This window comes from Streptomyces sp. NPDC005898 (genome assembly GCF_040629635.1).
In the GTDB taxonomy this organism is placed as follows: domain Bacteria; phylum Actinomycetota; class Actinomycetes; order Streptomycetales; family Streptomycetaceae; genus Streptomyces.
On sequence record NZ_JBEXWC010000007.1, the window covers coordinates 40,549 to 57,075 of the forward strand.

Consider the following 16,527-nt stretch of genomic DNA (forward strand, 5'->3'; position numbering starts at 1 on the left):
TAGGGCTTACCGGCGAGTAGGGAATTGGTCGGGCGTGACTACTCAACAACCTTTGGGTGAAGGGGTGTTGACAAGCGTTGAAGTGTGCGGGCGTTCGCTCCGATGAGCGGTTTACGGGGGCGGGCGGTGCCTCAGGCGCCCAGTTCGGGCGGGACCATGGTGAAGCGGGCGTTGACCTGTGCGTAGACGTGCTGGCGTTGCGGTTCGAGGTCGAGGGGCGCGGCTTCGGGGGTGAAATCGGCGGCGCCGCCGTAGGCGATGGAGCGCATGGCGCCGGCGGGGGCGCCGCCGTAGCCGGGGAGGGGGGTGTTCTCCGCGCCGATGTCGGCGAGTTCGATGAGGGCGGCGAGGCGGGTGCCGAGCGCTTCGGCGTACTCGCGGGCGCGTTGGACGGCTTCGTGGACGGCCTGCCGGCGGGCCGTGCCGTGGGTGGGCGAGTCGGGGCGCAGGGCCCACCAGGGGCCTTCGACGTGGGTGAGGTCGAGGTCGGCGAGGCGGGTGGTGAGTTCGCCGAGGGCGGTGAAGTCGGTGAGTTCGGCGGTGAGGTGGACGCGGCCGTGGTAGGCGCGGATGCGTTCGCCGCGGCCGTGCCTGGTGAGTTCGGGGGTGATGGAGAAGGCGCCGGTCTCCAGTTTCTCGACGGCGTCGCCGTAGGTCTTGATGAGGTCGAGGGCGGTGGTGTTGCGTTGGGTGAGGTCGTTCAGGGCGTCGCGGCGGTCGGTGCCGCGGGCGGTGAGGGTGATGCCGATGCGGGCGATCTCGGGGTCGACTTCGAGGTGGGCTTCGCCGCGGACGGCGACGCGGGGGGCGTCGGGGGTGCCGTAGGGGGTGTGCGGGGGCGGTGTGGTTTCCATGCGGCCACTCTCCCAGCAGGTGGGGGCACCGGACAGTCACCGGATCGCAACCTGTGGGGTCTGTTGCGGGTGTGGCTCGCGGGGTCAGAATCTACGCGCGTTACCACGGTCGACCGAGGAGTACAGAAATGCCGCTGAACCGCAGGAAGTTCCTGGGCACGTCCGCCGTCACCGGCGCGGGTGTGGCCCTGACCGGGGCGGCCGTGGCGCCGTCCGCCGCGCAGGCGAAGGGGGAGCCCGGTCGGCGGGAGAAGCGGTACTCCTTCACGGTGCTGGGCACGACGGACCTGCACGGCAATGTCTTCAACTGGGACTACTTCACGGACAAGGAGTTCGACGACAAGGACCACAACGACGTGGGCCTGGCGAAGATCTCTACGCTGGTGAACGAGGTCCGCGCGGCGAAGGGCCGCCACAACACGCTGCTCATCGACGCGGGCGACACCATTCAGGGCACGCAGCTGTCGTATTACTACGCGAAGGTGGATCCGATCACCGCCGCGCGCGGCCCGGTGCATCCGATGGCTCAGGCGATGAACGCGATCGGGTACGACGCGGCGGCGCTCGGCAACCACGAGTTCAACTACGGGATTCCGGTGCTGCGCAAGTTCGAGGAGCAGTGCGACTTTCCGCTGCTCGGGGCGAACGCGCTGGACGCGAAGACGCAGCGGCCCGCTTTTGCGCCCTATGTCATGAAGCGGCTGCGGACCCCGCACGGCCGTGATGTGAAGGTGGCGGTGCTCGGGCTGACCAATCCGGGGATCGCGATCTGGGACAAGGCGAATGTGCAGGGGAAGATGACGTTCCCGGGCCTTGAGGAGCAGGCCGCGAAGTGGGTGCCGAGGCTGCGCTCGATGGGCGCGGACGTGGTGATCGTGTCGGCGCACTCGGGTTCCAGTGGCACGTCGTCGTACGGTGATCAGCTGCCGTACGTGGAGAACGCGGCGGGGCTCGTGGCCGAGCAGGTGCCGGGGATCGACGCGATCCTGGTGGGGCACGCGCACACGGAGATCCCCGAGTACTTCGTGGAGAACAAGGCGACCGGCAAGAAGGTCGTGCTGTCGGAGCCGCTGAAGTGGGGGCAGCGGCTGACGCTGTTCGACTTCGATCTGGTGTGGGCCAAGGGCCGGTGGACGGTGGCGAAGGTCGGCGCGAAGGTCCTGAACTCCAACACGGCGGCCGAGGACAGGAAGATCACGGGGCTGCTGGCCGACGAGCACAGGAAGGTCGTCGCCTACGTCAATCAGGTCATCGGCACCTCGACGGCGGCGATGAGCACGGCCGAGGGCCCGTACAAGGACGTGCCGATCATCGATCTGATCAATGAGGTGCAGCGGGAGACGGTGACGCAGGCGCTGCGGGGCGGGGCGTACGCGGCGCTGCCGGTGCTGTCGCAGGCGTCGTGTTTCTCGCGGACGGCGCGGATTCCGGCGGGTGAGGTGACGATCAAGGACGCGGCGGGGCTGTATCCGTTCGAGAACACGCTGGAGGCGCGGCTGCTCACGGGTGCGCAGCTCAAGGACTATCTGGAGTTCTCCGCGCGCTATTACGTGCAGACGCCGGCGGGGGCGCCGGTCGATCCGGCGAAGCTGACGAACGCCGACAAGATCCCGGATTACAACTATGACGCGGTGTACGGGGTGACGTACGAGATCGACGTCGCGAAGCCGGTGGGCTCGCGCATCGTGAAGTTGTCGTTCGAGGGCAAGGACATCGATCCGCGGGCCCAGTTCGTGCTGGCGGTGAACAATTACCGGGCGAGCGGCGGCGGCAATTTCCCGCACGTGGCGGGCGCGAAGCAGGTGTGGGCGAATTCGGAGGAGATCCGGAACACGATCATCGGCTGGGTGAAGGCGAAGGGGACGATCGACCCGGGCCAGTTCGCGTCGGTGGACTGGCGGCTGACCCGGGACGGGGTGCCGGTGTTCTGAGGGGGTGCCGGTGTTCTAGAGGTCCAGGGCGGCGAGGTCGACGGAGTCGGCGAGGGCCTGGGCGCCCGCGTCGTTGACGTGCAGGCCGTCGCCGCAGTCGTAGTCGTCGCGGATGCGGTCGGGGTCGGCCGGGTCCGCGACGGCGGCGGCGAAGTCGGCGTAGCTGTCGAAGGGGCTGTCGGCGCCGCGGATCCAGTCGTTGACCTCGCGGGCGACGGCGACGCCTTCGGGGGTGGAGTAGCCCTCGTACACAGTGTCCTTGTAGGGGCCGACGGTGGTGGCGACGGCGGTGAGGCCGGCGGCGTGGATGCGGTCGGCGAGTGTGGTGAGGCCCGTGATGAGGTCGGCGGCCGTGGGGATGGGCGCGGTGGCCGGATAGGCCTCCTGGCCCGGGAGGCCGAGGTCGTTGAGGCCGAAGTGGATCAGTACGTGGGTGACGCCGGGCACGTCGAGGGCGTCGCGTTGGAGGCGGGCCAGGGCGTGTTCGCCGATCTCGTCGGTGAGCAGGCGGTTGGCGGAGATGCCCTGGTTGACGACCCAGCCGCGGCGGCCGGCGTCCCGCAGGCGCCGGTTGAGCAGGTCGGGGAAGCGGTGGTCGGTGTCGGTCGTGGTGCCGGCGCCCTCGAACCAGGAGTCGCCGAAGGCGACCGCGACGGCGGTGCCGGCGGGGGCGAGGACGTCGGCGCCGGTGAGGAAGTGCCGGGTGGCGAGTTCCTCCAGGCCTTCGGTGCCGGCGAGGGTGGGTGCGGTGAGGGCGTTGCCGGGGACGGCGTAGCCGGTGCGCAGGGGGACGGCGGAGTAGGTGGCGGGGCCGGTGTGCTCGGGGAGCCAGAGGGTGATCGCCAGTTCGTCGCCGGCGGCGACGGGCCGTTCGAGGGGGTCGGTGATGACTTCCTCGCCGGCGGGGACGGTGAAGTCCGTCGCGCCGTCGAGGCGCAGGGGAGTGTCGCTGTCGGGGTCGATGGCGCTGTCTTGGGTGCGTATGGCGAGGTGGGCGCCGCCGACGCGGAGGGGTTCCTTGCCGTAGCGGTTGCTCAGGCGCACGCGCAGGGCGCTGCCGCCGCCGTCGAGGCGGATGACCTGGCGGAGGGTCTGCGCGGCGAAGGAGCGCGGCTCGAAGAGGTCGAGGCTCTCGTGGGGGCTGACGACGGCGGAGCGGAAGGCTGCGGTCCAGGAGGCCTGCGAGTCGATGGTCATGATCGTCTGAACGGGCCGGGAGGGGCGGGTATTTCGTCGTGGGGTGGTTTTCTCGGCCAATGTGCGGCGGCCGGGGGTCAGTTCTTGAGGGGTACGAGGTGTGAGCGCTGTTCCTGGTCGCGGCCGGCCGGGTGGGAGCGGTCCTCGGGGGTGTGGAGGCCGAAGCTGGTGAAGGCGGTGCGCCGCGGCAGCGGGTAGGGGTTTTTGCCGGTGAGGCTGTTGAGGATGGTGGCGCTGCGCCAGGCGGCGAGGCCGAGGTCGGGGGCGCCGACGCCGTGGGTGTGGCGTTCGGCGTTCTGTACGTAGATGTTGCTGCCGGTGCCGGTGATGGAGGGGTCGAGGACGAGGCGGTACTGCTCGTCGACGCGGGGGCGGGCGGAGGAGTCCTTGCGGATGTAGGGGTCGAGGCCGGCGAGGAGCTGGTCGAGGGGGCGTTCGCGGTAGCCGGTGGCGAGGACGACGGCGTCGGTGGTGAGGCGGGAGCGGGTGCCTTGCTGGAGGTGTTCGAGGTGGAGTTCGACGCGGGTGGTGGCGACGCGTCCGGCGGTGCGCACGCGGACGCCGGGGGTCAGTACGGCGTCGGGCCAGCCGCCGTGCAGGGTGCGCTGGTACAGCTCGTCGTGGATGGCGGCGATGGTGTCGGCGTCGATGCCCTTGTGCAGTTGCCACTGGTGGGGGACGAGGCCGTCGCGGACGGCTTCGGGCAGGGCGTGGAAGTAGCGGGTGTAGTCGGGGGTGAAGTGTTCGAGGCCGAGCTTGGAGTACTCCATGGGGGCGAAGGCCTCGGTGCGGGCGAGCCAGTGGATCTTCTCGTGTCCGGTGGGGCGGGCGCGCAGCAGGTCGAGGAAGATCTCGGCGCCTGACTGGCCGGAGCCGATGACGGTGATGTGTTCGGCGGCGAGTAGCCGTTCGCGGTGGTCGAGGTAGTGGGCGGAGTGGATGACGGGGACGCCGGGGGCTTCGGCGAGGGGTTTGAGGGGGTCGGGGACGTAGGGGGCGGTGCCGACGCCGAGGGCGATGTTCCTGGTGTGGGTGCGGCCGAGGGCCTCGGCTTCGCCGTCGGCGTCGAGTTGGGTGTAGTCGACCTCGAAGAGGTCGTGTTCGGGGTTCCAGCGCACGGCGTCGACCTGGTGGCCGAAGTGGAGTCCGGTGAGGTTGTCGCTGACCCAGCGGCAGTAGGCGTCGTATTCGGCGCGGCGGATGTGGAAGCGCTCGGCGAAGTAGAAGGGGAAGAGGCGTTCGCGTGCCTTGAGGTAGTTGAGGAAGGTCCAGGGGCTCGCGGGGTCGGCGAGGGTGACGAGGTCGGCGAGGAAGGGGACTTGGAGGGTGGCGCCGTCGATGAGGAGGCCGGGGTGCCAGTGGAAGGCGGGCCGCTGGTCGTAGAAGGCGGTGTCGAGTTCGCCGAGGGGCTGGGCGAGGGCGGCGAGGGAGAGGTTGAAGGGGCCGATGCCGATGCCGACGAGGTCGCGGGGGTCTTCGGGGGTGGTGCGTGCGGGTTCGGGGGTGGCGGTCATCGGGGGGTGGTTCCTTCCGGGCGTTCGGGTGCGGGGGTGGCGAGGTCGAGGAGCGCGGCGAGGTCGTCGGCCCGGGTGTGCGGGTTGAGGAGGGTGGCCTTGAGCCATCTGCGGCCGCCGAGGTCGGCGCGGCCGAGGACGGCGGTGCCGTCGGTGAGCAGCTTCCTGCGCAGGTGGGCGATGTCGGTGTCGTCGGCGTCGCGGGGGCGGAACAGGACGGTGCTGATGGCGGGTGTGTCGTACAGCTGGAAGCGGGGGTGGGCCCGGACGAGGTCGGCGAACCGCCGCGCCTGGTCGCAGACCTGGTCGACGAGGGCGCCGATGCCGTGGCGGCCGAGGGCCTTGAGGGTGACGGCGATCTTCAGGACGTCGGGGCGCCGTGTGGTGCGCAGGGAGCGGCCGAGGAGGTCGGGCAGGCCCGCGTCGGTGTCGTCGTCGGCGTTGAGGTAGTCGGCGCGGTGGGTGAGGGCGGCGAGGTCGCGGGGGTCGCGGACGGCGAGCAGTCCGGCGGCGGCGGGCTGCCAGCCGAGTTTGTGCAGGTCGAGGGTGACGGTGTGGGCGCGTTCGATGCCGCGCAGGAGGGTGCGGCGGCTGTCGCTGAACAGGAGTCCGGCGCCGTAGGCGGCGTCGACGTGCAGGCGGGCGCCGTGGGTCGCGCACAGGTCGGCGATGGTGTCGAGGGGGTCGATGAGTCCGGCGTCGGTGGTGCCGGCGGTGGCGGCGACGAGGACGGTGTGCCCGGCGGCGGTGAGGTCGGTGAGGGTGTGGCCGAGTGCCGTGGGGTCGAGGGTGCCGCTGGGGGCGGGGACGGTGACCGGTGCGGGCAGGCCGAGGAGCCAGGCGGCGCGGGCGAGGGAGTGGTGGGCGTTCACGCCGACGACCAGGCGCGGGGGGCCGCCGGAGCCGGTGGGGGCGCGGGTCTCGCGGGCGAGGAGGAGGGCGAGCTGGTTGGACTCGGTGCCGCCGGTGGTGACGAGGGCGTCGGCCTCGGGGTGGACGAGAGCGGCGAGGGCGCGGGTGACGAGTGCTTCGAGGGCGGAGGCGGCGGGTGCCTGGTCCCAGGAGTCCATGGAGGGGTTGAGCGCGGAGGCGGCCAGGTCGGCGGCGGTGGCGACGGCGAGCGGCGGGCAGTGCAGATGGGCGGCGCACAGGGGGTCGGCGGGGTCGGCGGCACCTTCGGCGAGGGCGTGGACGAGGGTGCGCAGGGCCGTTTCGGGGCCGGTGCCCCGCTCGGGCAGGAGGGGTTCGGCGGCGGCGCGCAGGCGGTCGGTGACGGCCGCGGGGCCGCCGGCGGGCAGCGGGCCGTTGCGGGCGGCCGCGCCGTCGCGCAGGGCGTCGAGCGTGGCCGCGAGCAACGGCCGCAGGGCGTCGGGGCCTTGGGCGCCCCCGGCGAGGGGAGGCGGGCTGCTCATGGCGGTGTCCTTCGGGTGTGCGCGTACGGGATCACCAGCCTGTACGCCACTTGGGCGGCGCGAGCGCATACTTCGGCGAACCGAACCCGAAAGTGGTACTGCCGTGCGGAGAGGACGTGGTGGCGCGGGATGGGGTGCTAGGCGGCGTCCGCGCTGTCACGCCCCGCCCGGGCTCGTCCAGAGCCCGGACGGATGCCACGCGTCAGGCCTCCGCCCGTAGACCCGCGTCAGGCCCCGCCCGTAGACCTGCGTCAGGCCCACGCCCTGGACCGCCTCAGGCCCATGCCTGTGGACCCGCCTCAGGCCCGCACCCGTAGACCCGCCTCAGGCCCCGCCCGTAGACCCGCGTCAGGCCCGCGCCCTGGACCGCCTCAGGCCCCCACCCGTGGACCCGCGTCAGGCCACGCCCGCAGACCCGTGTCAGCCCACGCCCATAAACCCGCGTCAGGCCCACGCCCTGGGCCGCCTCAAGCCCACACCCGCAGACCCGCGTCAGGCCCCCGCCCGCAGACCCGTGGCAGGCCCACGCCCTGGGCCGCCTCAGGCCCCCACCCGTGGACCCCGCCTCAGGCCACGCCCGCAGACCCGTGTCAGGACTGGGGCGGCCCCTGGCGGACGCGCAGGGCCCGCGCGAGGTCGTCCAGTTGGTCGGTGAGTTTGCGGCGCAGGGCGGGGACGGGGTCCGCGTCGCGCAGGCAGCGCTCGCCCAGGCGCAGGGTGTCGGCCTCGACGAACAGGCCGGGGAAGGCCCACTGGCCCACCACCTCGGCGACGGCGGGGCCGCGCCGGGCGGCGACGGCGACGGCGTCCTCGTAGTAGCGCGGGACGTACTCCCGTACCAGCTCGGCCTGTTCGGGCTGCCAGAAGCCCTGGGCGGTGGCCTTGAGGAGGTGGTTGGACAGCTCGTCGGAGCAGAACATGGCCTCCCAGGCGGCGCGCTTGGCGGCGGCGTCCGGCAGCGCGGCCCGGCAGCGGGCGGCGCCCTCCTGGCCGGTGGCGCTCGGGTCCCGGGCCAGCTCGGCGGCGATGGCCGCCTCGTCGGTCGCGTCGAGGGCGGCGAGCCGGGCGAGGACGCGCCAGCGCAGCTCCGGGTCGAGTTCGGGGCCGCCGGGCACGGTGCCCTCGTCCAGCCAGGCCTGGAGGGGGCCCGGCTGGGTGGTGACGTCGACGGCGGTGCGGACGGCGGTCAGGCGCAGCCCCGGGTGGGAGCCGTCCTCGGTGCGCCGGATCAGGTCGCGGCAGAGTTCGCCGAGGGTGGTGAGGGCGGCGGGCCGGTCCTGGGGGCGGGTGTAGCGGGCGAGGACATGGGCGGTGGCGAAGGCGAGGACGCCCTGGACGACGGCGAGGTCGCTCTCCTCGGGGAGGTGGGCGCGGGCCGCCGCCAGGTAGGCGCCGCCGTCGAGTTCGCCGTCGCGGACCAGGTCGCGCAGGGTGTTCCACAGCACGGCGCGGGTCAGCGCGTCGGGGACGCCGGACAGGTCGCGCAGGGCGGTGTCCCGGGAGGCGTCGTCGAGGCGGATCTTGGCGTAGGTGAGGTCCTGGTCGTTGGGGACGATCAATGCGGGGCGGCCGCCGTCGCGGGGCGCGGCGGGTTCGGCGGAGGGGATGTCGGTCTCGTAGCGCTCGCGCAGGACGAGGCCGGGGCCGCCGGAGAGGTCGCGGTCGTAGACGCCGACGACGACGCGGTGGGGGCGCCCTTCACCGTGGGCGCCGGGGCCCGCGTCGCGGTCGAGGGTGAGGGTCCATTCGCGTCCGGCGTGGACGACCTTGGAGGTGAGGGTGTCGACGCCGGTGGTGCGCAGCCAGGCCTCGGCCCAGGCGTGGACGTCCCGGTCGGTGGCGTGGGCGAGGGAGTCGATGAAGTCGGCGAGGGTGGCGTTGGCGAACTTGTGGCGCGCGAAGTGGGTGTTGATGCCGGCGAGGAAGTCCTTCTCGCCGAGCCAGGCGACGAGCTGGCGCAGGGCGCTCGCCCCCTTGGCGTAGGAGATGCCGTCGAAGTTGAGCATCGCGGAGGCGGTGTCGGGCACGGCGTCGGGGGCGGGGGCGACGGGGTGGGTGGAGGGGCGCTGGTCGGCGTCGTACCCCCAGGATTTGCGGGCGACGGCGAAGTCGGTCCAGGGGTCCTTGAAGCGGGTGGCCTCGGCGGTGGTCTGGAAGCCCATGTACTCGGCGAAGGACTCGTTGAGCCAGATGTCGTCCCACCAGGCGAGGGTGACGAGGTCGCCGAACCACATGTGGGCCATCTCGTGGGCGATGACCATGGCGCGGGTCTGCCGCTCGGTGTCGGTGACGGCGGAGCGGAAGACGAACTCGTCGCGGAAGGTGACGAGGCCGGGGTTTTCCATCGCGCCCGTGTTGAACTCGGGGACGAACGCCTGGTCGTAGGAGTCGAAGGGGTAGGGCTCCTCGAACTTCTCGTGGTAGCGGTCGAAACAGGCCCGGGTGATGTCGAGGATCTCCTCGGCGTCGGCGTCCAGGAAGGGGGCGAGGGAGCGGCGGCAGTGGATGCCGAAGGGCAGCCCGCGGTGCTCGGTGCGCACGGAGTGGTAGGGGCCCGCGGCGACGGCGACGAGGTAGGTGGGGATGCGCGGGGTGGCGGCCGCGCGCCAGGTGCCGCCGCCGAGGTGTTCGGTGATGCCGTTGGCGAGGACGGTCCACTCCTCGGGGGCGGTGACGCTCATCTCGAAGACGGCCTTCAGGTCGGGCTGGTCGAAGGCGGCGAAGACGCGCTGCACGTCCTCCATGAACAGCTGGCTGTAGGTGTACGTCAGACCGTCGCTGGGGTCGGTGAAGCGGTGCATGCCCTCGCCGGTGCGGGAGTAGCGCATCGCGGCGTCCACGCGCAGCTCGTGCTCGCCGGCGGTGAGATTCTCGAGCGGGAGGCGGCCCTCGGTCAGGGCCGCCGGGTCGAGGGGCCGCCCGTCGAGGGTGGCGGAGCGCAGCTCGGCGGGCTTGAGCTCGACGAAGGTGGCGCCGTCGGCGCGGGCGCTGAACCGGATGACGGTGCGCGAGTCGAAGGTGTCGCCGGTGGCGTCGGCCGCCCGGCTCAGGTCGAGCTCGACGGTGTACCGGTGGACGTCGATGAGCTGGGCTCGGGTCTGCGCTTCGTCGCGCGTCAGTGCGGGCATGGGCCCATGCTGCCCGATGGCGGGGGCATCGGTGAAGGTCAGGGCCGTGTGCGCCGTGCCGGCGGGGGGGGTGCCTCAGGAGGACTTGGCGATCGTCTCGTGGTGGCGGATCACCTCGGCGATGATGAAGTTGAGCAGCTTCTCGGCGAAGGCGGGGTCGAGTTTGGCGTTCTCGGCGAGCTGGCGCAGGCGGGCGATCTGGCGGGCCTCGCGGGCCGGGTCGGCGGGCGGCAGGTGGTGGTTGGCCTTGAGGTGGCCGACCTGCTGGGTGCACTTGAAGCGCTCGGCGAGCATGTGGACGACGGCGGCGTCGATGTTGTCGATGCTGTCGCGCAGCCGGGACAGTTCGGCGCGCACGGCCTCGTCCGCGCCGGCGTTCGCGCCCGCGTGCGCCTGCGCGCCCGTCTGGTGTCCGCCCGGCTGTCCGACCATCTGTCCGTCCGGCTGTCCATCCGGCTGTCCGTCCGGCTGTCCGTCCGGCTGCGCGCCCCGCTGGCCGCTCGGGTCGTTCGCGTCGCTGGTGTGACTGGTGTTCATGGGCCACGAGCCTACGTTGCCTCTTCGGCGCCCTCGGCCGGAGAGGAGCGCAGCATCGGCGGGTGGTCGGGGTGCGGGATCTGCTGGGACCAGCCGCCGGGGACGGTGCGGCCCTGCTGGCGGCGGAAGCGTATGGGGGCGGTGCCGACGCGGCGGGTGAAGAGGCGGGAGAAGTAGGCGGGGTCGTCGTAGCCGACGCGGCGGGCGACGGCGGCGACGGGCAGTTCGGTGGCGGCGAGGAGTTCCTTGGCGCGGCCGAGGCGGATGCCGAGGAGGTAGTCCTTGGGGCTGCAGCCGGCGCCGCGGCGCACGGCGGTGCGCAGTTCGGCGGGGGTCATGCCGTGGCGTGCGGCGTGTTCGGCGACCGACAGGGGCCGGAAGGCGTCGCGGGCGAGGGCCTGCAGGACGGGGTCGCCGTCGGGGGCGATGTCGGCGCGGGCGCGGCGCAGGGCGACGAGGAGTTCGTGGACGGCGGCGCCCGTCTCGACTTCGAGGAGGGGGTTGCCGCGGCGGGCGGCGCGGGCGATGCGGCCGACGGCGGCGCGGGCGCCCGCGGCGTCGGAGAGCGGGACGACCGGGCGGGTGGGCTCGATGTAGCCGAGTTCGGTGTACGTGGTGGTGGCGGGGCCGGTGAAGTCGACGAAGCACTCGTCCCAGCCGGTGCCGGCGTCGGGTCCGTAGTGGTGGCGTACGCCGGGGGTGAGCCAGATCAGGGCGGGCGCGGTGACCGTCGTGCGGCTGCCGTCGGGGCCGCGGAACCAGCCGCCGCCCGCGCTGATGACGACGGCCACGTGGTGGTCGAGGGTGCGGGGGCCGACGGTGGGCAGGAGGCCGTGCTGGAGGCCGACGCCGAGGCAGACGAGGCCGAGTCGGTGGTGGGCCGGGCTGGGAGTGAAATACCGCATCCACGTGTGGTACATCCGCGTGCCCCTTCCGGTGCGGGCCGGGTCCGGGGCCCGGCCGGGGTGTCTCGCTGCGTCCAACCGGACCCGATCTTTGTCCATGGACCCCGCCGCCCGCCAGAGGTGATCGTGGTCGGGCGTCGGGTGAGGGGGGAGGCCACGGTGGACGGGTTCGGGGTCGGCGAGGACTGTTTCGAGGTGGACGGGCGGCCGGTGCGGCTGCTGTCGGGCGCGCTGCACTACTTCCGGGTGCACGAGGAGCAGTGGGGGCACCGCCTCGCGATGCTGCGGGCGATGGGGCTCAACTGCGTCGAGACGTACGTCCCGTGGAATCTGCACGAGCCGCGTCCCGGCGCGTTCCGCGACGTCGAGGCGGTCGGCCGCTTCCTGGACGCGGTGCGCGAGGCGGGCCTGTGGGCGATCGTGCGGCCGGGTCCGTACATCTGCGCGGAGTGGGAGAACGGCGGTCTGCCGCACTGGCTGACGGGTCCGCTCGGGGCCCGGGTGCGGACCCGGGACGAGGCGTATCTGGGGCCGGTGGAGCGGTGGTTCCACCGGCTTCTCGCGCAGGTCGTGCCGCGTCAGTACGGGGGTCCCGGCGGCGGCCCGGTGATCATGGTGCAGGTCGAGAACGAGTACGGCAGCTACGGCTCGGACCAGGTGTATCTGCGCCGCCTCGCCGCTGTGCTGCGCTCGGAGGGCGTCACGGTCCCGCTGTTCACCTCGGACGGCCCCGAGGACCACATGCTGACCGGCGGCTCGCTCCCCGGGGTGCCGGCGACGGTGAACTTCGGCTCCCGGGCGCGCTCCGGCTTCGCGAGGCTGCGCGCGCACCGCCCGACGGGCCCGCTGATGTGCATGGAGTTCTGGTGCGGCTGGTTCGACCACTGGGGCGCGGACCCCGTCGTACGGGAGGTGGACGACGCCGTGGCGGCGCTGCGGGAGATCCTGGAGTGCGGGGCGTCGGTGAACCTGTACATGGCGCACGGGGGCACGAGCTTCGCGGGCTGGGCGGGGGCCAACCGGGGTGGCGGCGCGCTGCACGACGGGCCGCTGGAGCCGGACGTCACGTCGTACGACTATGACGCGCCGATCGACGAGCGGGGCCGGCCCACGGAGAAGTTCCGGCGCTTCCGGGAGGTCCTCGCGCGGTACGCGGCCGAGCCCCCGCCCGAGCCGCCGCCGCCCCCGCCGGTCCTCGGCTCCCCCGCCGCGGCGGCCCTGACGGACTGGTCGTCGCTGGACACGGTCCTGGACCACCTCGGCACCCCGGAGAGCGACCATGCCGTGCCGCCCACCTTCGAGGAGCTGGACGTGGACCGGGGCCTGGTGCGCTACACCGTGACGGTGCCGGGGCCGCGCGAGCCGTATCCATTGGGCGTGCGGGGGCTGCGCGATCTCGCGGTGGTGTACGTGGACGGGGAGCGCGCCGGTGTCCTGAGCGAGGAGGAGCCGGTCCTCGCCGGGCCCGTGGCGGGGCACGCGCGCGTGGAGCTGTGGGTGGAGTCCCTCGGCCGGGTCAACTACGGGCCGCGCCTGGGCGAGAGCAAGGGGATCACGGGCGGCATCCTGCACGAGCGGCAGTATCTGCACGGAGTGCGGGCGCGGGGCCTGCGGCTCGACGCGTTCGACGTGCCGTCGGCGGTGGGGGCGGTTCCCGTCTCGGGCGCCGGGGAGGGCCGCCCCGGCCTGTACCGGGGCACGGTCGAGGTCACCGGCCCCGGCGACGCGTCCCTGGAACTCCCGGGCTGGACCCGGGGGTTCGCGTGGATCAACGGCTTCAACTTGGGCCGCTACTGGTCGATCGGCCCGCAGCGGTCGCTGTACGTGCCGGGCCCCGTGCTGCGCGAGGGCGCCAACGAGGTGTGGGTGCTGGAGCTGGAGGGGGCGGACAGGTCGGAGATCACCCTGTCCTGAGCCGCCCGCCCCGCCCCCCTCAGACCTCGGCACCCGGCCCCGCTCAGACCTCCGTCACCTCGAAGGCGTCCAGGACGAACTCCGCCGTGCCGTCGTCGCCGGTCTTGCTCAGGCCGACCCAGGCCTCCCCCTCGGCGGGGGCGGTGAACTCGTAGGTGAGGGTGGTGGGCGCGGTGGCGACGGGGAGCTCCTCGCGGTCGGTCTCGCGGGGTGCCGGTGCGTCGACGGCGGTGATCCAGGCGTACTGGCCGGCCTTCTCGTTCTCGTAGCGGAAGGTGACGCGGTAGCGCTTTCCGGGGGCGAAGCGGACGGTGTGGGGCACGGTGCGGTAGACGAGGCCGGTGTTCTCGCCGCGCGACTTCAGGGATTCTGTGCCGTCGATGACGTCTTCGATCGCCTTGCCGTTCCAGCCGCGCTGCGTATAGGGCGCGTGGCGCCGGGCGATGTGGGTGCGCGGGTCGGTGACGCCGCCCGCGTCGCCCTTCACGAACGGGCCCCAGCCCTGCGGGACGTGTTCGAAGTCCTCGTGGACGAGGGTGGCGCGGGGCCGCTCGGCGGGGCGCCGGGCCGCCACGACACGTACGTTGTCGAAGCGCACCCGGGCCCGGCCCGCCTCCGCGCGCAGGGTCAGCTCGGCGGTGCCGCCGCCCTCGGGGACGGTGAAGAAGGTGAACATGCGCTGGAAGCGGGTGCCGTGCTTGCGGTCGGCGGCGACGAAGTTGCCCGCGGTGGAGGTCTCGGTGAAGTTGGCGGCGACGACGCCGTCGGCGGTGCGGACCTCCAGGGAGGCCTTGCGCCGCTCCCCCGCTCGCTCACCGACCTCGACCTGCACGGAGGCCGCGTAGGTCCCGGCCCGCAGCCGGGCCAGGCGCTGGGTGACCCGGGCCTCGGCGCCCGCGCCGATGACCAGCTCGTGGTCGCCGAGGGCGCTGCGCCGCACGGTGGCGGGCCCGGTGACCCGCCGGCCCGTGAGGGAGCCGGAGTGGAAGCCCGGGTCGTACAGGGGTGTGCCCTGGCCCCACTTGGGGTCCGGCGGGGCCGCCGCCCGTTCGCGGTAGAGGACGTAGGGCTGCTTCGGCTCGGCCCGGAGGGTGACTTCTCCGTCCGTCACGGGGACGTACGACTCGAAGACGCGGCCCTGGTCGGTGAGCCGGTACAGGGCGACGCGGGAGCGGCTCGCCCAGGCGCGCGGGAGGTGCCATGTGCCGGTCCCCCCGTCCGGGTTGTAGTGGTACAGCTTGGCGGGGTCCGTGGCCTCGCGGGGCTCCCAGGGCAGCAGGTAGCGGCCGTCGTCGTAGACGAGGTGCCCGTCGGTGGTGATGCGCCGTTTTCCCTCGTCGGCGTCGGAGACGGTCGTCCGCGTGGGGCCGAAGAAGGTGATCTCGTGGTCGTCCCAGGTCTTGATGGGGTACGCCTGGAGGTACTTGGCGGGCAGCGAGTGGGTCCAGATCAGGTCGTGGAAGGCGTGCCAGTCGGTCTTGCCGACCCAGCCCTCGAAGTTGCCCATGCGGGCGATGCCGAGGAGGGTGGGCCACTTGTCGGCGAAGACGTCCTTCTGGTGGTTGCGCACGAAGCGGATCAGGCGGGAGTTGATGCCGCGTGAGGTGTCGCCGCCGTAGTCGGTCTCGGTGGCCCAGTGCGACCAGACGGCGGAGCGTTCGAGGCCGTGGCCCCACTCGGTGGTGAGCGTCCAGCCCTGTGCGCGCAGCGCCCGCTGGAGGCGGTCGGAGGTCCAGCCGGACTCGCGGAACACGTCGATGTACAGGGTGTTCAAGCCCTCGTCGGTCTGGGCGCGCAGGTCGGCGAAGCGCTTGACGATGTTCCCGGAGACCAGGTCGCGGCGCTGGTCGATGCGGTAGCTCTGGTCGAGCCAGTCCCACTGCTCGTCGTTCTCGTCGACCAGCTTCTCGGAGAAGGCGTGGGCCACGGGGTAGGACTCGGTGGCGTTGACGTGCACACCGAAGTCGCTGTTCCACTTCCTGCCCTCGCGGACCAGGGTATTGAGGTCGTCCAGGCCGCCGGCGCGGGTGTTGTAGTGGCCGGCGTAGTCGGGGTGGGCGGAGTCGTGGCCCTCGGACTGGTAGCCCTTCAGGAGTGTGTACTGGCGCAGCCCGTCGGTGGCGAGGTGGATCCGCTTGACCTCGTCGAGGGTGGCCAGGAACGGGTTGGTGGCCTGGGAGGCGAAGTTGAACGGGATGTGCGGGACGACCCGCAGGTGCTGCTCGTCGGCGCCGAGCGGCGTCACCATGATGTCGCGGAAGGCGATCGCGGCGTCCTGCCAGTCGACCACCCCGTCGCCGTTGCGGTCGCCGGTGATCACGACGGTGGCGTACGGCAGGGGCTCGGTGGCGTCCAGGGGCGCGGTGGCGGCGCGGTGGGTCCACTGCCCCGGCGTCAGCCGGGCCTCCACGCGACCGTCGACGTGTGCCGTCTCGTGCCACAGGCGGCCGTTCTCCCAGGTGGTGCCCGCCGCCGAGGCCGGCCTGTCGTAGCAGGTGTTCGTCTCGACGGCCCCGCCGAGCCGGTCGTGCGCGACGACGGCGTACGCGCATCCGCCGGGCGCTCGGGCGGGCGTGTCCCGGGCCGGCCGGACCAGGGTGTCGCCGCTCCCGGCCCGGTCGAGCCGCACCTGGGCGGCGAGGAGGGCGGCGCCGGGCTGGTCGTCGCGCACGGACAGCAGGGCGAGGCCGGGGATCCGCAGGGTGTTCACCCGCAGGGCGTCGGTGTCCGCGATCCGCGTGACGCGCCAGTGGACCCGGTGTCCCTCGACGGCGATCTCCACGTCGATGCGGGTGCCGCCGGCGAAGGCGAGCGTGTAGGAGACGCGGGATCGGCCCACCGACGCGGTGACCTGAGGGGTGTGCTCGCTCTCGTCGATGAGGACGGCGGTGACGGCGTCGGCCCGGCCGTGCAGGACGGCGCCGCCGGCGCGGTCGGTGTAGGAGACGACACGGGGGAAGTCGCGGGCGACGCGCACGTCCAGGTGGTCGGAGCGCAGGACCACTTCGGCGGCGGGCGGCCCGGCGGCGAAGGCAGCGGCGCCCGGGGCGAGTGCGGCTCCCACCCCCGCGAGCGCCCCGGTGGCGACGACGGCTCGGCGGCTCGGGCCTGACGTGTCCGACGGCGGCATGCGGC

10 protein-coding genes are annotated in these 16,527 nt (G+C 72.9%); 2 read left to right on the plus strand and 8 right to left on the minus strand.

Annotation, left to right across the window (positions count from 1 at the left end; genetic code table 11):
* Nucleotides 1-131: 131 nt before the first annotated feature.
* A complete protein-coding gene (locus tag ABZ385_RS12075; protein WP_358584787.1) occupies nucleotides 132-854 on the minus strand; it encodes an SIMPL domain-containing protein in 723 nt (240 codons plus the stop codon).
* A gap of 128 nt (nucleotides 855-982) precedes the next feature.
* Here ABZ385_RS12075 and ABZ385_RS12080 point away from each other — a divergent pair, with 128 nt between their 5' ends.
* Entirely contained in the window at nucleotides 983-2,785 is a 1,803-nt protein-coding gene (locus ABZ385_RS12080; RefSeq protein ID WP_358911194.1) for a 5'-nucleotidase C-terminal domain-containing protein, read from the plus strand.
* A 15-nt stretch (nucleotides 2,786-2,800) separates the two neighbouring features.
* Here ABZ385_RS12080 and ABZ385_RS12085 read toward each other — a convergent pair whose 3' ends face one another.
* The 6 genes from ABZ385_RS12085 to ABZ385_RS12110 form a co-directional block, all read right to left on the minus strand.
* Complete coding sequence (locus ABZ385_RS12085; protein WP_358911196.1) at nucleotides 2,801-3,982, minus strand: GDSL-type esterase/lipase family protein; 1,182 nt, start codon at nucleotides 3,980-3,982, stop codon at nucleotides 2,801-2,803.
* A gap of 77 nt (nucleotides 3,983-4,059) precedes the next feature.
* A complete protein-coding gene (locus ABZ385_RS12090) occupies nucleotides 4,060-5,496 on the minus strand; it encodes a SidA/IucD/PvdA family monooxygenase (RefSeq protein WP_358584793.1) in 1,437 nt (478 codons plus the stop codon).
* Nucleotides 5,493-6,908: an aminotransferase class V-fold PLP-dependent enzyme gene (locus ABZ385_RS12095; RefSeq protein WP_358911198.1), complete on the minus strand. Its 1,416-nt coding sequence runs from the start codon at nucleotides 6,906-6,908 to the stop codon at nucleotides 5,493-5,495. The genes ABZ385_RS12090 and ABZ385_RS12095 overlap by 4 nt, the downstream gene beginning before the upstream one ends.
* Before the next feature lie 590 nt (nucleotides 6,909-7,498).
* Nucleotides 7,499-10,036 carry an aminopeptidase N gene (pepN, locus tag ABZ385_RS12100; RefSeq protein WP_358911200.1) on the minus strand — a complete coding sequence of 846 codons (2,538 nt, stop codon included), beginning with the start codon at nucleotides 10,034-10,036 and terminating at the stop codon, nucleotides 7,499-7,501.
* 75 nt (nucleotides 10,037-10,111) lie between these two features.
* On the minus strand, nucleotides 10,112-10,468 hold the full coding sequence (locus ABZ385_RS12105) for a chorismate mutase (protein WP_358584800.1): 357 nt from the start codon (nucleotides 10,466-10,468) through the stop codon (nucleotides 10,112-10,114).
* Nucleotides 10,469-10,584: 116 nt separating this feature from the next.
* Nucleotides 10,585-11,493, minus strand: coding sequence for an AraC family transcriptional regulator (locus ABZ385_RS12110; protein WP_358911202.1), 909 nt, complete (start codon nucleotides 11,491-11,493; stop codon nucleotides 10,585-10,587).
* Between the two features lie 144 nt (nucleotides 11,494-11,637).
* Here ABZ385_RS12110 and ABZ385_RS12115 point away from each other — a divergent pair, with 144 nt between their 5' ends.
* Nucleotides 11,638-13,392: a beta-galactosidase family protein gene (locus tag ABZ385_RS12115; protein ID WP_358911203.1), complete on the plus strand. Its 1,755-nt coding sequence runs from the start codon at nucleotides 11,638-11,640 to the stop codon at nucleotides 13,390-13,392.
* A gap of 43 nt (nucleotides 13,393-13,435) precedes the next feature.
* Here the strand turns inward: ABZ385_RS12115 and ABZ385_RS12120 are convergent, their stop codons facing one another.
* Entirely contained in the window at nucleotides 13,436-16,522 is a 3,087-nt protein-coding gene (locus ABZ385_RS12120) for an endo-alpha-N-acetylgalactosaminidase family protein (protein WP_358911205.1), read from the minus strand.
* Between the last annotated feature and the right edge of the window lie 5 nt (nucleotides 16,523-16,527).

What these genes read in the sequence shown, in the direction of transcription:
- ABZ385_RS12085 (WP_358911196.1), bottom strand. Translation starts at nt 3,982, where the DNA reads ATGACCATCGACTCGCAGGCCTCCTGGACCGCAGCCTTCCGCTCCGCC.
- ABZ385_RS12080 (WP_358911194.1), top strand. Translation starts at nt 983, where the DNA reads ATGCCGCTGAACCGCAGGAAGTTCCTGGGCACGTCCGCCGTCACCGGC.
- ABZ385_RS12090 (WP_358584793.1), bottom strand. Translation starts at nt 5,496, where the DNA reads ATGACCGCCACCCCCGAACCCGCACGCACCACCCCCGAAGACCCCCGC.
- ABZ385_RS12075 (WP_358584787.1), bottom strand. Translation starts at nt 854, where the DNA reads ATGGAAACCACACCGCCCCCGCACACCCCCTACGGCACCCCCGACGCC.
- ABZ385_RS12105 (WP_358584800.1), bottom strand. Translation starts at nt 10,468, where the DNA reads ATGGTCGGACAGCCGGGCGGACACCAGACGGGCGCGCAGGCGCACGCG.
- pepN (WP_358911200.1), bottom strand. Translation starts at nt 10,036, where the DNA reads ATGCCCGCACTGACGCGCGACGAAGCGCAGACCCGAGCCCAGCTCATC.
- ABZ385_RS12110 (WP_358911202.1), bottom strand. Translation starts at nt 11,493, where the DNA reads ATGTACCACACGTGGATGCGGTATTTCACTCCCAGCCCGGCCCACCAC.
- ABZ385_RS12095 (WP_358911198.1), bottom strand. Translation starts at nt 6,908, where the DNA reads ATGAGCAGCCCGCCTCCCCTCGCCGGGGGCGCCCAAGGCCCCGACGCC.
- ABZ385_RS12120 (WP_358911205.1), bottom strand. Translation starts at nt 16,522, where the DNA reads ATGCCGCCGTCGGACACGTCAGGCCCGAGCCGCCGAGCCGTCGTCGCC.